Genomic DNA, 16,024 nt, shown 5'->3' with positions numbered 1-16,024 from the left:
AACTGTTAAAAAAGTCTCTCGTAAATATTACAAAACACTTACAGAGTTTTTAAAAGCCATAAAATATATATATGAAACATCAAAAAGCCGTAATATGAAGAATCGATTACAATATATACAAAAAAGCAGCTAGCCAAAGCTAACTGCTCACTAACTTACAAAATTTCAGTAAAAGAATGTATTAATTTTGAAGTGTGCAAATTGGGAGAGTGACTTCAACTATAGTCCCTTTATTCACTTCACTCTCAATAAATACCTTCCCCTGGTGTGTTTCAATAATTTTATAACAGACCATTAATCCTAAGCCGATTCCCTCTTCCTTAATACTGTAAAAAGGTTCTCCTAAATATGGTATACGTTCTTTTGGAATCCCACATCCTTGATCGATAAAGCGAATCCTTATTTGATTATTATCAAGTTTATCAAATTGAATCAAAATTTCTCCTCCTGTTGGCATGGATTCAATTGCATTTTTTATAATATTAACAAATACTTGTTTTAATTGATTTCCTTCACATGGAATCAGTGGAATACCAGGTGTAAAATCAATTCTAATTTTTATATTATTCATCATTGCTTGGGGTTGCAGTAACATTAAAACTTGATCCATTAGCACACTAATATCATTAGGTTGTATCTTTACCACCTGTGGTTTAGCTACCGCCATAAATTCATTAGTAATACTTTCTATACGCTCAATCTCTGATGATACTATATTTATATAACCCCGATTATTCTCAGTTTCCGTTGATTTTAGTAATTGCATAAACCCTTTCATTGCGGTTAATGGATTATTAATTTCATGAGCCATTGCAGTCGCTAATTGTCCTACGACAGCAAGTTTTTCAGATTTCCGTAGTAATTCTTCTGTTTTTAGCCGTTCAGTGATATCACGAGAAATACTTAGGAAAACTTTTCTACCATTTAAGTTAAAAACACGGACACTAAACTCAGTTGTTATTATTTTTCCTGTTGGAAAAACATATTCATCTTGCAAAGTGAAGGAAGTTTGTCCCTCTCTAATTTTTTCTAACAACCTTACAATCATTTTAGAATCTTGTGGTACTACATTTGGAAATGGTAACGAGAGCAGCTCTTCTCTACTATATCCAAATCTTTTACAACCAACAGGGTTTACCTCAATGAATCGACTTGGAACATGATTTTCATTCAGCTCTACTACATATACTGCATCAGTTGCTTGTTCGATTAGTGCACGGTACTTCATTTCACTATCTTTTAATTGTTGGTGTAATCGCTGTCGCTCTCTTTCTGCTTGTTTTCTTTCAGAGATGTCTCTACATATTGCAGATAAAGCTATCACATTTCCTCTTACGTCTAGTATAGGAGAAACTGTCAGACTGACATCAAGAAGACTTCCATCGTTACGTCGTCTAACAGTTTCTAATCTGGTAACTACGGATTCTCCTGTTAGAATTTTCTGAATATTTTTAAGTGATTCTTCCATTAAGAAATCTGGTACACAGGGTAATCTCTTACCTATGATTTCTTGTAATGACCATCCAAATATCTTTTCATAAGCTTTATTTGCTTGTAAAATATGCCCTTCTCGATCAGAAATGGTAATAGCATCTACATTATGCTTTATAAATGATTCTAGTAATTCTTTGGTAGCCCTTAATTCTGATTCTACCTTTTTCCTTTCGGTTATATCGACTATAGAACCAACAACTTCCATAACTTGTCCATTTCGTTTAATCGGCCTAAGTGCAATAAGAATAATCGTTTTATCATCTGGCCAGGGTAATTCGAATATAATTTCTTTCCCTTCCCATGCCTGAAGATAATACTTCATCAATTGTGGAACTAAATGTGGTGGAACAATAGAAGCATCAATAGTCCGTAAGCTTTTCCCTACCACCTGTTCAGAATAAAATCCTTTTTGATAATAAAACTGTCCATCACATAAAGTGTGTATAAAGTGCTTACCCACTTTTTTAAATTTAAAAATCCCTCCTTGAAGCTCATGTACGGTATCTGTGAGTTCTTGCTTGGATTTTTTTAATTCCCGATTCATTTTAGATAAGTCCTGTGTTAAATAATATAATCTCTGGTAGGCTTCCATAAGAAATAGCCCAATTAAAAGCCCTAAAGCTATATATAATAAGCCTCCAGTGTAAAGTAACTTAGTATTAAAGAATACACCAACTAACCACTTTATTCCGACAAAAACAAAAAAATATAAAGATGCACTTTTAAAAGGATGAAGGTTTTTAAAATATGTTTTAAAAGTAACAAATAGGATACCCAAACCTAAATAAGCAATCACAGGAGGTTCCCAGTAACCTCCAATGTAAAAGATACGCATTATAATAATGCTAATTAATGTAATCCAACCAGCAATGCGACCAAAGTAAATAAAAGATAGAATAAGAGGAACAACTCGAAGATCGTAGGAAAATCCCATGTATGGAAAAGAAAAGAGCATCAAAGTAACTGCAATAATCCCTCCATAGAATTTTTCGAAATATCGCCTGGAATGAATCAAAAACACTTGAATAAATATCGCTGCGCTAACTAATAAAGAAAAAATAGAAAGATTGATAAAATAGTCTTTAATAATCATGTAATGTCCCTCCTTGCATTAAAGATATATTCGACAAAAAAACTGAAAATCCTACAAATTGTATAAACAGTTCAAATGCATAAATTTTAAACTAGGATAAAATCTAGAAAAGTAAATAAGGAGCACAGCAGATGAGATATTTTAATGAAAAATAGTTCAAAAAAGATAATAGTAACCGTTGACTACTATTATCTTTTTTCTTTAAGTTATCGTAATATGTCTGAAACTCTAAGGGACGTGGTATGTCATTTCATCAAACAATGATTATATGCTGAGTCATGAATATAGAAATTTCAGCAGTAATTTTTGAAAAATAACATAAAAAACAAAACTATCTTTGAAAATGGAAAAAACCTATATAAATGTCAACTAATCTATGTACAAAAACGTTCACTTAATTTTGCATAAAATCACTCCACTTAGGAAGCTAAGTAGTTCTTCAAGGTCGATAAGAACACCTGTAGATGCTTCAGGATAACTACATAATTGTATGAGTAATGTACTTGAAACCTTTCGGTAAAACCATACACATAATACAACTAACTCCTTGGTTCAATATTTACTTTTTCGCTGAACAAATTCTTTTTCTTGAGCAAATTATTCTAGGATATAAGGAGATATATGCCATTGCAATTTTTCAATTAACTTGGTGTCTAGTTTATTGTCCAGCTCCAATTACTTCGTTACTTTCAGATTCAGTTCATTATATTTTCTACTTTGTCTTTATACACAACATATTCTTTCCCATCCACTACTGCTACCACCGCAAATTCATCATTTGGATTGAATGAAAGCCAGTCAGCCCACATGCTTGTATTAGCACCTCCACTCCACATATGATGAACAGTGTTTTTAGTTAAATTCATAACTTTATAAGACGCATTTAGTGCATTTGTTCCAGTCTTTATTTCAAAAGTGTATGCGTTATGGATTTTTTTATAAAAGTAAAAAACGTTTGATGGACGAAGTAGATTCATAAAATCCTGTTCTTTCTTCTCTGCAATTTTTATGCCTTCTAGTAATGTGACAACATCTGTTCTTAATATTTTCCAACTATCTTTAGCTGAATTCAAGTTAGGCTTTAAAAATTTATATCTATTTTGATCAGCTTTTTCATCTGCTTTATCAATATGCCCCAGTACACCCGAATATTGAGAGTCTAAATCATCCCATTGTGTGGACATATAAGTAAGAGCAGTAATAGCACTATCAATCGTACTATGCATATCACTAATATTATGAAATGCAACTCCGACTACACGATTTAATGTAATTTTATAATCTACAGTTTTACGTAATTCTGCTAAAGCAGGCTCTAATCGACCTAAATTATCTCTAGCAGCACCTATCATTATGCCACCAGAAATAAGCGTGGGGATAAAAGGTATTTTCACCATTATTAATCCATCAGATTCTAATTTCTTATAATAGTTTACTTGTCCTAAAACTTCATCTAAACGCTTTTGATCAGTCTCCACATCAGCTCCTTGGTTTTTTAAAATCGATTGCAAGGTCTCTTTATGGCTTCCAAATACTCTAACATCTTCTCCAATAGCGTTTTTAAATTTAGTTAATTCTTCTATTAATGCTTTTGCAGACTTTTGGTTTTGTTGAATTCCCCCCCTTAAATCAGTAATCCCCTTTTTTAAAGTATCCCCATTTCCATTATTGATCGCCTCTACTAATGTTTCATAATAATTTTCAAACTTTGTATCGTATTCAATAATGCCGGTCAATGTATCTAAAAGCTGTTTTTTAAATTTTGTATTCCATGTAACAGCATGTGCTCTTGCATTCTTTTGATCCTGTACAATTTTACTAGGTAAATCTGCATACCCATTAATAGAAATTCCTTCAAAACTCACATCCGGATTATTAATTAGCAAATAAGAATATTCATTCATAGCTTTTGCAAATAACCCAGCATCTTGTACAGTTTTTTTCATCTTTTCTTCATTTGCCGAAAGAGACATATCTCCAGTGTTCGTTTGTTCAGTTTCAATTGCAAAGGTTGCTACTGGTGTGACTGCATAGGTAGTTGTCATAATTAAAAATGCTGATACAGCCAGTATTTTATAAGGTTTTTTTTTCATCTTTTCTTATTCCTCCTGTATAGAGTATGATTTCAAGTCCTATTCTTATTAAAAGACGATGTAGTTGCATAGATTCGATATTATTAAGCGAATCTATATAAACTGTCCCCTATTAATCGATTCTGTTACAAATTTTTAAAAACAAGTAAACTACATGGCTATCTTTTTATTTGGATAAAACTTATATATAAGTGAAAGGCGCAGTCTTTAATGAGACTCCGCCTTTTTAATATATAAGGATTTATTAATTATCGCTTTACTGTTTAACAGTGTAATCATAGACTCTCTATGTTATGGTTCACTTTGCAACAGAATTAATATTTCCCTATTTTTGTGGAGTAACAGTTTCCACTTTTAATTCCTTTATCCCTTCTTTTAATGTAACAGCATCTGTTCTTAATGTTTTCCAACTGTCTTTCGCTGCATTTAAATTAGGTTTTAAGAATTTAAATTTATTTTGATCCGCTTTTTGAGCTGCATTCTCAATATGCCCTAGAACGCCCGAATATTGAGAATCTAGATCATGCCACTGCGTGGACATATAAGTAAGAGCGTTAATAGCATCATCAAGTGCCTTGTGCATTTCATTAATATTACTATAAGCAACTCCAACTACACGATTTAATGTTACTTTATAATCCACGGTCTGACGTAATTCTGCTAATAAAGGCTCTAACTTACCTAAATTATCTCTTGCTACTCCTACTATAATACCGCCAATTATCGGTAGACCCAAAATAGCACCCTTCATTACATTAAACCCATCAGATTCTAATTGTTTATAATAGTTTACTGATCCTAATACTTCTTCTAGACGCTTTTGATCGGCTTCAACATCTGCACCTTGGTTTTTTAAAATCGACTGCAAGAGATCTTTATTGCTTCCAAATGCTCTAACATCTTGTCCAATAGAGTCTCTTAATTTAGTTAATTCTTCTATTAGTTGTTGTGCAACCTTTTGATTTTGTTGAATTTCACCTCGTAAATCTGTAATCCCTTCTTTTAAAGTTTCTCCATCCCCTGTATTAATCGCCTCTACCATTGTTTCATAATAATTATCAAATGTTGTATCATATTCAACAATACCAGTCAATGTATCTAAAAGCTGTTTTTTTACTTTTGTATCCCAAGTAACAGCATGTGCTCTTGCATTCTTTTGATCTTGTACAATTCTACCAGGTAAATCCACATATCCATTAATAGTAATTCCTTCAAAGTTCACATCTGGATTTTTAATTAACATATAAGAATAGGCATTCATAGATTTTGCAAATAAACCGGCCTTTTGCAAGGTCTCTTTCATTCTCGCTTCATTTGCAGAAAGAGCCGTATCTCCATTGTTCGTTTGTTCAATTTCACTTGCAAAAGTTGTTACTGGTGAAACTACATTAGCGGTTGTAATAGTTAATAACGTCGATACAGCGAGTAATTTGTAAGGGATTTTTTTTATCATTTCATTTTCCTCCAATTTAGGTTTTAATTTTCAGTTCTATTCCTGTTTAAAAGCAATATCTTTTGAAATGAATTCTGCATCTTTATGAATATCATTCCAACTTTCTTTAGCAGCTTTTAAATCATCCGGTATTAAAGAGAATTTGTGGTCTTGCATAGAATCGATATTATCCAGTAAATCTGTATAATTTGCGCCCATTGTATTCCATTGCTTTTGAATATTTGTTAGAGATAATATCGCTTGATCTACAGTCTGATATAGATATGCCAATGTTTCTTTCGCGTTAGTAAGCGAAAGAACTGCTTGATTAGCACGATCTGCTTTCATACTTAATTCTCCGATTTTGTTAGAAATTTCGTTATAGGAGTCCATATGCTTAGATGCCGTGACACCCGCCGCAGTTCCTAGACCGATACCAGCTGCTCCAAGAGCTGAAAGTCCACCGACAACAGCTGGTGTTGCTGTACCACCAGTTACAACAATTACAACTGCTCCTCCAATAGCTGCAATAACTAAAATAGCTGCTCCCAATCCACCACCAATTGACCATGCTAATACATCATCAAAATGTTTTTTCTGAGTAGAACGAAGTTGCTCAATTTCAGCTTGAAGTTGTGGAATCGTTGCCTGTTGACCTGCTAATATTGCAGTTAATCCACCTTTGCCATCTGGACCACCAACATTATTTTTAAAATCTGTAGAATTTTGATATAGTTTCCCTTTGAAGTCTTGTAGCATCTTAATTACATCTGTAACCTCTTTTGAATTTGTATTAATTGTAGTAATTAAATCACTTATGCCCTCTTTTAGACCTGTCTTATCTTTCTTTTGTACAGTATCTACTAAAGTGTCGTAATAATTTTGAAATTGTTCATCGTAATTTACAATATTACGAGCTGTTTTTTGAATCTGTGGCTTCGCTTTATCTAACCAATAATTCGCATTGATTCGTGACAGTTCTTGATTAAGGTGAATATTTTTGAGCAACTCCCCTCCTTCTGATCCTAAATCGATATTAGATAAATTTACATTCGGTTGCTTAATCATTGTTTTTGCGTACAAATCCATTACAAGAATATGAGACCCTGTTTCAGCCAATGCTTTCTTCAGTCCCTCGGGACCTAAAGCATAATTGCCTACTTTTTGTTCTTGAGCGGTCGTTTCTTGTGCAAATGCATGAATAGTGTTACCAGTAGTAGCAGTTATAACCGTTGCCAGAGTGGCTAAAGTTAGCACTTTGAATGGGAATTTTTTCATAACTATTCTCCTTCTTTCGCTAGATTCTTATAATCTTTATAGTTTTTTTGAAAAACGTAATATCAAAATTTATATACCTGTTCTTCAAGGTAACTTATTACATTTTTTAATTGTCTTAATGTATCTTTTTGAGACTGCTCGTTAGTTGCATCAACATTAGTAGATAATTTTGTAATGTTATTTTTTATTAGATCCAAATCTTCTTTATAGCGCTTTAGTAGGTCAAGTTCTACATCTACTTGGTTTGCAAACGTATGCAAATCATTTTGTGAAAGAAGAAGCATTGATTTTTGTAAATCTGCTATTGATAGTTTCGTTGTTAAATCATATATTTTTTGGTTTTGTTTCTCTAAGTCATCTAAATATGCTCGCTGCTCTGCTGTTAGTTTATTTACTTCTGCGAAGACACCAAATGTTTTCTTAATCTTTTCAGTATCAATGGCTTTCATCAGGTCATATTCTTGCGTTTTTGCGGCTGCAGCTGCAGCTATTTCACCTTGTTTGCTTTTCTCAATTGCTTCACGAGCTGCTTTTTTGGCCGATTCAATCTCTAGAGCAGTTTTACCTTGTTCTGTCGCTTCTTGCGCCGCTTTTTTCTCCGCTTCTAGAATAGAGTTGTTAATTTCTTTTCCTTTGTTATACGCTGCCATCCCTGCTTGAGCAGCCGGTTCAATAATTTCTTTTGAAAGACTATAAACTTCTTTGAATATAGCAAATCCCTGCTCATTTAAAGCTCCTGGTATTAATGCAATTTGTTGTAAATCATTTTGAATTGCTTTTTTGGTATTTAATATTTCATTTTTTAACTGATCTATTTTTCCTGTTCCATCTGTACCTAATATGCCTTGCGCAGTTGCCACATTAGTATCGAAATCTTTTAATTTTTTATCAAGCTGTAATTTAAGATCTGTTAATTCATTAATTTGTCGTTGCGCATTTTCTTGATTCGTCATAGCCATTTCTTGAAGAACTTCAAGTCTATCCGAAAACCCTTCTCCATCTTCTTTATTGTCTACATACGATTTTAATGTCGGGTAATAGCTATTAAATTTCGTTACAAATCCTTTACTTTTTGAATTTAATAGAATTAACTGTGGATAGAGTTCCGATGACCATTCCTTCATATCTTGTTTAATTAGGAATTGATTGGTATTTAAAGCTGGGACTTCCTCTAGCTGTACATTAGGACTCATTAAAGATTGATCAATATACGTTTGGATTAATTTAGATTGCGCACCTAATTTTCGTAATGATGAAGAAATATCCATGCTTTCCTGTTGAGTTTCTGCTTGAACGATTGTTGCTGCGAGAGTATTGATAGGAATAGTTGCTCCAGTTACAATGGATGTTATTAAAAATCCTGTCATTATTTTATTTTTCATTCCGTACACTCCTTTACCATTGTTTTTTATAACTTGATTCATATAACTTGTACGCCCTAGCGCTAGGCTCTCTCCTTGCACACGCATGGGGAATGGGAAGTCTTTCGGATAGGGTGTTATCGTTATTATTTACTTCTAAGAGGATCTAAGGATTTTACTTCCCTCTCATTTAGATACTCTATTTTTCAAATAGTAAACGATAAAAATTCATCAGCTATATTTGAATTAGCTGCCCAATGAGTAGTAAAATATTATTTCCCCCTTAGAGCTGCTGTTTAACTTACAGATCCGTGAAGATAGATAACCATTGCTTCTAGAGTTAATCCTGTCATGACCTTTTTTTAATATCAATTTCATAATATGGTTTTTAGTTTTGTCAGCAATAGCCTTACAAGACTACAAAAGATGAAATTATACTGTACATTGCTTATACTTTTATTGCGGAATAAATTCACTTTTGCTATGTAGAAACTTAAAACCCATTTTTACAAAAATACTACTTTTGAGATTCTAAATACCTTAAAAATAAACTGATTATTAAGAAAATTATTCACAACATAATGTTACTTGCAAATTTAATAACCTCTATCTCTATTAGCTTGCTCTTCTCCCTTCTGTATGGTCATACCAGTTATGTTGTTCATTAAAACATTAAATTTCCAATGCGTAAATAGCAAAATTTTGTCGATTGAGCTCGATAATTTAACTATTAAGTAAAAATATGAGTCTAATTAATTATACCAATATAATTAATTAGGAATTACAGCTCTGTAATTGTAATGATTACAAATTAAAGTGTATACGGTTAGTAAATAACCATTTTAGCTCAACCAAGCAATTTTATTTTTAAAAAAATACTTATAGAATAATTTAATAGGTTTTTTTATACTTTTTTCCTTTTATTTGGTTATGTATAATTGCATATAATATAGATATATCAAGTGATATATGTTATATTATTAAACTTTATGTAATAGTCCCTAATATCACTATTATTAAATACTTAACATGAAGATATTAATCTATAAACTTATTCCTCGTTATAACTATGGGTTTTAAAATATAAAAAAAGCCGCAAAGCTTTCTCGAGAAGAACCTTTGCAGCCTTCTGTTTTTTTATCTCCTTAGAAAAATAATGGATAGTGTACTCTTTAAAATTAACAACATGTTATAAATCTTACCCTTGTCCTTTGGCTTCACTAAATGTTTCATGGACTCTTCAAGATCTATTTGAATACATATTCCTTTTCTAGATCAATCACATACCCTTTCTAGAGTAAAAGAAACAGTATGCTCAAGTTTTAGAGTTACTTGCGCGTATATTAAAGTTTTTTCACAAGAAACTGATACTAAGCTTATATTACGGTATATTTTTCACGATACTGTCTAGGTGTCATGTTAGTTGATTTTTTAAAAACCCTTGTAAAATAACTTTGGTCGTTAAAATTAAGCCAAGCACAAATATCTGATAGTGGATATGTAGTGAGTGTTAATAATTTTTTTGCTTCTTCCACTCGTTCCCTTTGAATAAATTCACTTAAAGGAATTCCCACTTCTTTTTTAAATAATTTAGATAAATAAGTAGGCGTAATATCCAAATGATTAGCGAGTTCATTGAGAGATATTCCATCGTAAACATTTTTACTAATATGGTTCATACATGTAGTAACCGCATTTGAAAATTTTTGCGCATTGAATTCTTTCACTCGATCTGCAAAAGTACGTAAGGCATCTCCTGACAATCGCCTTACAGAGTCCACGTTCTCTAGTTGTTCCATGGTTTGGATATACAAAATACTAAGAGCAAAAGCAATGTCTGGTGGGAGATTACCTTCTATCGCATATCGAGTTGCTAAAGTAATCGCAATAATCCCATGGTTTTTTTGGTTTCTGAGTGGATCCGCTGTTAAAATTAATTCCGTATCTTCCTGCGAAACTGCATACATATATTGCAACAACTTCTTTTTATTTCCCTCTTTGATTGCTGAAAAATAATTATGTACTAATGCCATGTTGTGAGTTTTTGGTTTATTTTGTTGACGTTTTAAAATATATAGATCAGGTTTCACAATTTTATAGGGAACTTCCTCTAACACTTTATTTTTTTCTACCACAATATCAACATCTAACTTTTCATTGAAAATCATGTAATGCAATAAAATTCCCATATCAATTAAAGAAGTTTTTTTAACCTCAGGTAGGGATTGAAAATAGGTTAGTCTTTCTTGAATATTATCATTTGAGTTAAATTCTTTTCGAAGTTTAAAGGTTACATCATCCGATCCCTTTGGATGTATAGTGGGGCCAATTATTATAGTCCCTTTTATATAATCATGATTTTCTATATGAATTAGGATAAAATTTTCAAGATAACTGTTACATCTGAAAAGGGGCAAATTATAGGGATCATTTTCTTGATAAATGTCACTAAGATATTCTTCTTTAGAAGAATAAAAAGGACTACAAATATCCTCAGAATTAGAATGATATAAGATTTTTTTGTCTGTGGATAAAATGTGAACAGGTACATTAAAGGCTTTATGTGCGAGATCACACAAGTGTTGTATATCGATTGAATTATTCATTACCTTCTCCTCTTAATTAGATTACTGATAAATTTTCACATCGTTCCTGTATAAATTCATAAATTATTTTCCGTCAGGTATAACTCAAGACAAAATATTACTATAAAATATCAAATTAGTACAATTCACGACAAAATATTACTATATTTTTTTTATGAAAATCATATATTATTTATTTGTAAGTAGCATCTAAATATCAGAGTAGTTAGGAAAAGTGTGAAAGAAATAGATTCTTTTCTTATAATTTTCTAAACGACAATGAAATGAGCTGAGGTCGTTTCTTAATTCTCCAAGATCTAATCATAGAACTTGGGAAAACAGTGAAGAACCTACAAAATACAGAAACAAGGGATGATTGGAGTATACAACTCTAGTAAGTAATAGCTTCTTGCTAATCCTGCGAAAAATCTAGCCTTTGCGGATACATTGCCAGACGAACTAGAATATGCCCCAGGTACATTACAAATAGTAGGCTAAACAGTGACAGATACAATTTGATACAGACAAAAGTAAATTTAATGTAGGAAAAGAAAACGAAGAATTTTGGGATGTGACACATACAGAGTGGCATACAATGGTACTCCATGCGAGGGACAAGCTGGAAAAAAGATTAAAAATACAGTGAAAGTCCAAGGAGATACTGTATCACCGTAAGAACTAACAGCCAAAAATTCAATCACTTGGACAAACTGAGATTAAAAAAGTGGATGCTGCAAATTCGAATATAAAACTGATAAACTGCTGTATTCCAAATTTTTGACAAAGATAATAAAGAAGTCGAAAATTTAACAGCAGATAAAAATGATAAAGCTATTTCTGAACCACTGTGCTTCGGAAAATTCACGTTGGAAGAAATTCAAGCACCAAATAGGTCTACGTTATTTAAAGATCTAATTGAGGGAAAGGTCTTATCATCAGTACAAAAATAAAAATAGAAAACACAAAAAGCGAATGGAATATTAAAAATACTGACGATATAGTGCCAACTATTTTTATCTAATTGGCACTATATTACTGGTCGCAACATTAGTTTTAGTTTCCGCAAAAGCGGAAGAAATAAATAGATTCAAAAATTATTAGGGATAGCAGCGGTGACACAACATATAAATATTTTTTTATATGTTGTTAATCTTTGTAGTATCAATCTTTATGCTACCTAGCTTTATTACTCCATCACATAAACATATTATTTATTTTCTAAGTACAATGGCTATTACTTAACAAAAACAACACCCCTAATTAAGAGATGCAGTCACATAGATCCAAATTAATAGTAGACATTAGACACTTATTTCACAGTAAATTGACCTCAAAATAATAGTTACTGCAATATCAGGATTTGTTTATTCTATAACAAAAGAAATGTCACTTAAGCATTCTTTGTATGCTACTTTTAATTAATATATATGACACCCTTAATTTTCCACTCTATTTTTAGTTAAGAATCAAAATACTGAAGCCAATGAAATTGTATTACATTGGCTTCAGTATTTCAGATTTAAAATTACGAATAAAAACAAAATAACGTTTAAACACCCTGTTTTCAATCGTGTGAAATTTAATCCTTATCGATACATATGACATTCACACGACCGCTAAAAACCCTTAAAAAGCAATCTGAGAGTCCGTTTTTTCTGATTAACAATCATTTTTTAAAAATTTATGTGAAAAATCAATATTTAGTAAATCTTATTATCCGAGACACAATTATTGCCGTAATCAAGATAATAAGGGCGGTTATCAAGCCAGATTCTCCAATCCAAATCTCAGTTTGATACCCTGTACTTGCACGTGCGAAAGGTCCTTGAATAATGGCATTCCAAGTAGTATGGATGATAACCGAAGGCCAAACGCTACCTGTGATAAGTCGTAAATAAGCTGTAATATAACCGAATGGTACAATACAAAGATAGATGCCCAGTACTGAAAGAACGACAGATGGTCCCTCTACATATAGACCAGCAATAACTATTGGAACATGCCACGTTGCCCAAATCAATCCACTAATAAGGATAGGCCGTGAAAACTCTGCATCGACTAGCCTTGTGAGCATATAACCTCGCCAACCCATTTCTTCTCCCAAAACTGGGATTAAGTTAAGCAAACTTCCGAAAATGCCGCTCAATACTACTAGATAAATGAAACTGAATGGTGCCGTTACATACTGAAGCCCAAGTAAATTGTAGATCGGTTCTAACATACCACCTTCGGGATGCTGAAACCCCGCAATTCCGCTCAACCAGGCGATAGAATAAGTAATTCCACAAATAATCATAGGGATTAGCAGAGCAAAACCAATCCCCTTCCATATCTTTAAGTTACCGAGACTAAAAGATACATCTTTAAACCCTTCTTTCAGTATTATGCGAGTCAAAATAGAAGATAATGCTGGGGTAAACATATATACCACAATAAGCGGCATACTTTTCGTAATTATTACTACTACATTTAGGATAATAGAAGTAATGATTAAAATACTCAGAAAAAGTTGAAGTCCTACTTTAGCACGTTGGATTTTATCTTTATTGTGGAACGATTTTGCGTGTAATATCATTGTAATCCGCCCTTCCCCTATAATTCACTTGTTTATCGAATATACTTCTTGTCATTTCCACAGACACAACTTAGAATAAAAATATTTTTGTATACAAATCCATTCATCTTTAAAATCCCTCCCCAATTTATAATCTAGTCTTACTTACGACTCATCAATGTAATTATTATTTATAAGTTGTCATAGCCGATAGTACAAAAGTGTAATGATTAGCATATGACCTGTGTCAATTAACCTTATGACAATATGTAACTAGAAAATATGATATGGGATAGATAACAATTGAATTAAGGCAATTGATTCGTGCAAGTACATGAATCAATCTTGCTTTTACAAATAATTCAATTGAGGTGGAAAAAAATGAATAAGAAAAGAATAATTGCAATGGTTAGTACAGCTTTATTAGTCACAGGATGTGTAGAAGTAGGAAAGGCTCAAACAGTAGCAGTCGAAAATTCAGATCAATCAATCCAAAAAAATATAGTTAAATCCATACAATCACAGGCTTACCCATTAAAAACGATAGAGCCGTCAAAAAAATTTGAGGATTTAAAACCACTTAAGAAAATGATTGGGAGCGCACAATATGTAGGATTAGGAGAGACTACTCATGGAAGCTCTGAAATTTTCACTATGAAGTTTCGCCTTGTGAAATATTTGGTTACTGAGATGGGTTTTACAAATTTCACAATGGAAGAAGATTGGGGAAACGGCTTAAAACTAAATGAATATATCCAAACAGGAAAAGGAAACCCTAGGGAATTTTTAAATTATTTATATCCTACTGATGAAATTATAGCTATGATTGAGTGGATGAAAGATTATAATGCTAATCCATCCAATAAAAAAAAGATACAATTTATTGGGCTTGACTTAAAGGAGATGGACCAAGGTTGCTTTAATAAAGTAATTGATTATGTAAGGCTGCATCGACCAGATTTGCTGGCAGAAGTAGAAGAAAATTATAAAGAATTGTCGGCTTTTAATGGAAGTACAAAGGAATATATGGACCTCGCTCCTGAAATAAAAGAAAAGTTCAAAGCAAACGCTGAGAGAGTAGCCCAATTACTAAAAGATGAGAATGGGCAAGCCAACACAGAAATGGCTTCACCCGAGTACATCTGGGCGAAAGCAACGGCAAGTGCAATAGAGAAATATACAACAATGCTAATTCCTAACGACTATCCAAGTATGTTAAAGCTACATGAGCAATACTTGGCCGATCATGCAATGTGGGCACAAGAGACATTGGGTGGTAAAACGATAGTATGGGGACACAATGCTAAAGGAATTATCGATGAGGAATTATACCCTTATGCTGCAGGGCAGAATTTGAAGGAACGTTTAGACAATAATTATGTCACAATTGGCAGTACAACTACGGAGGGGAATTTCACCTTATACAACGACACCGGAGATAAGATTATAACAGATCCGATTCCACAAGATGTAAATAGTTTCAATTATTGGTACTATGTCAAGAAAATAGACAAATCAAACAGAGACATTTTATTCGTTAAGCAGCTTGAGATTGTTGCTTTTCATAAAACTTTTTTTCAAATTGGATCGGTGATACATACTTCAGTGCAGAATGACTGCGTTTTCGATTGTAAAATACCTCAATATATTTAAAAATACTGGATTTCGCTTCTTCTCGAGTTTTATATTTTTTCGGATAGACCCATTCTTTTTTTAATACACTGTGAAAAGATTCGATTACTGCGTTATCATAACAATTTCCTTTACGGCTCATACTTACTTGGAATTTTTCTTTTTTTAAGATTTTTTGATACTCATGAGAAGCATATTGACTTCCTCTATCGCTATGATGAATGATGCCTTCGGCAATCGTTTCCTGGGTTAAAGCGCGTTGTAATGCCTGGATTACTAATTCTTTCGTCATACGAACATCTATGTGCCAACCGACAATTTTTCGTGTGTACAAATCCATAATACTTGCTAAATATAACCAACCTTCATCTGTATGAATGTACGTGATATCTGACATCCATACTTGATTCGGTTTATTCGCTATAAAAGTTTGATTTAACAAGTTTGCGTACACATTGTAAGGATGATTACTATTGGTTGTTGCTTTATATTTTCGCACTGT

General features: G+C 32.5%; 10 protein-coding genes. 2 read left to right on the top strand and 8 right to left on the bottom strand.

Annotation, left to right across the window (positions count from 1 at the left end; genetic code table 11):
* Positions 1 to 181: 181 nt before the first annotated feature.
* The 6 genes from JDS99_RS10845 to JDS99_RS10820 form a co-directional block, all read right to left on the bottom strand.
* Complete coding sequence (locus JDS99_RS10845) at positions 182 to 2,587, bottom strand: PAS domain S-box protein (protein WP_199695065.1); 2,406 nt, start codon at positions 2,585 to 2,587, stop codon at positions 182 to 184.
* A 695-nt stretch (positions 2,588 to 3,282) separates the two neighbouring features.
* On the bottom strand, positions 3,283 to 4,680 hold the full coding sequence (gene hblB, locus JDS99_RS10840) for a hemolysin BL regulatory component HblB (RefSeq protein ID WP_199695064.1): 1,398 nt from the start codon (positions 4,678 to 4,680) through the stop codon (positions 3,283 to 3,285).
* Between the two features lie 325 nt (positions 4,681 to 5,005).
* The gene (hblA, locus tag JDS99_RS10835) at positions 5,006 to 6,133 is read right to left on the bottom strand and encodes a hemolysin BL binding component B (protein WP_000591974.1); all 1,128 of its coding nucleotides are present in this window, start codon (positions 6,131 to 6,133) and stop codon (positions 5,006 to 5,008) included.
* Positions 6,134 to 6,169: 36 nt separating this feature from the next.
* On the bottom strand, positions 6,170 to 7,390 hold the full coding sequence (hblD, locus tag JDS99_RS10830; protein ID WP_199695063.1) for a hemolytic enterotoxin HBL lytic component L1: 1,221 nt from the start codon (positions 7,388 to 7,390) through the stop codon (positions 6,170 to 6,172).
* 62 nt (positions 7,391 to 7,452) lie between these two features.
* Positions 7,453 to 8,772, bottom strand: a complete 1,320-nt coding sequence (gene hblC, locus JDS99_RS10825) for a hemolytic enterotoxin HBL lytic component L2 (RefSeq protein ID WP_199695062.1) — start codon at positions 8,770 to 8,772, stop codon at positions 7,453 to 7,455.
* Positions 8,773 to 10,127: 1,355 nt separating this feature from the next.
* Positions 10,128 to 11,357, bottom strand: coding sequence for a helix-turn-helix domain-containing protein (locus JDS99_RS10820; protein WP_088063998.1), 1,230 nt, complete (start codon positions 11,355 to 11,357; stop codon positions 10,128 to 10,130).
* A gap of 752 nt (positions 11,358 to 12,109) precedes the next feature.
* Between JDS99_RS10820 and JDS99_RS32675 the strand changes: the two genes are divergently transcribed.
* A complete protein-coding gene (locus tag JDS99_RS32675; RefSeq protein WP_199695099.1) occupies positions 12,110 to 12,286 on the top strand; it encodes a SpaA isopeptide-forming pilin-related protein in 177 nt (58 codons plus the stop codon).
* A 743-nt stretch (positions 12,287 to 13,029) separates the two neighbouring features.
* Here the strand turns inward: JDS99_RS32675 and JDS99_RS10810 are convergent.
* Positions 13,030 to 13,911, bottom strand: coding sequence for a CPBP family intramembrane glutamic endopeptidase (locus JDS99_RS10810; protein WP_199695061.1), 882 nt, complete (start codon positions 13,909 to 13,911; stop codon positions 13,030 to 13,032).
* A gap of 360 nt (positions 13,912 to 14,271) precedes the next feature.
* Here JDS99_RS10810 and JDS99_RS10805 point away from each other — a divergent pair, with 360 nt between their 5' ends.
* The gene (locus JDS99_RS10805) at positions 14,272 to 15,543 is read left to right on the top strand and encodes an erythromycin esterase family protein (RefSeq protein WP_242475723.1); all 1,272 of its coding nucleotides are present in this window, start codon (positions 14,272 to 14,274) and stop codon (positions 15,541 to 15,543) included.
* Here JDS99_RS10805 and JDS99_RS10800 read toward each other — a convergent pair.
* A partial coding sequence (locus tag JDS99_RS10800) for an IS3 family transposase (protein WP_199695060.1) occupies positions 15,428 to 16,024 on the bottom strand: 597 nt, incomplete at its 5' end. The two genes, JDS99_RS10805 and JDS99_RS10800, sit on opposite strands and share 116 nt — an antisense overlap.

Origin of the sequence: Bacillus cereus group sp. N6 (assembly GCF_016483705.1) — a bacterium.
GTDB lineage: Bacteria > Bacillota > Bacilli > Bacillales > Bacillaceae_G > Bacillus_A > Bacillus_A wiedmannii.
The sequence above is the reverse complement of the archived record's forward strand: the minus strand, read 5'-3'. Positions and strand labels throughout refer to the sequence as shown.

Excerpts from the sequence above, each read along its gene's own strand:
- hblC (WP_199695062.1), bottom strand. The coding sequence starts at position 8,772 with ATGAAAAATAAAATAATGACAGGATTTTTAATAACATCCATTGTAACT.
- JDS99_RS10805 (WP_242475723.1), top strand. The coding sequence starts at position 14,272 with ATGAATAAGAAAAGAATAATTGCAATGGTTAGTACAGCTTTATTAGTC.
- JDS99_RS10820 (WP_088063998.1), bottom strand. The coding sequence starts at position 11,357 with ATGAATAATTCAATCGATATACAACACTTGTGTGATCTCGCACATAAA.
- JDS99_RS10810 (WP_199695061.1), bottom strand. The coding sequence starts at position 13,911 with ATGATATTACACGCAAAATCGTTCCACAATAAAGATAAAATCCAACGT.
- JDS99_RS10845 (WP_199695065.1), bottom strand. The coding sequence starts at position 2,587 with ATGATTATTAAAGACTATTTTATCAATCTTTCTATTTTTTCTTTATTA.
- hblB (WP_199695064.1), bottom strand. The coding sequence starts at position 4,680 with ATGAAAAAAAAACCTTATAAAATACTGGCTGTATCAGCATTTTTAATT.
- hblA (WP_000591974.1), bottom strand. The coding sequence starts at position 6,133 with ATGATAAAAAAAATCCCTTACAAATTACTCGCTGTATCGACGTTATTA.
- hblD (WP_199695063.1), bottom strand. The coding sequence starts at position 7,390 with ATGAAAAAATTCCCATTCAAAGTGCTAACTTTAGCCACTCTGGCAACG.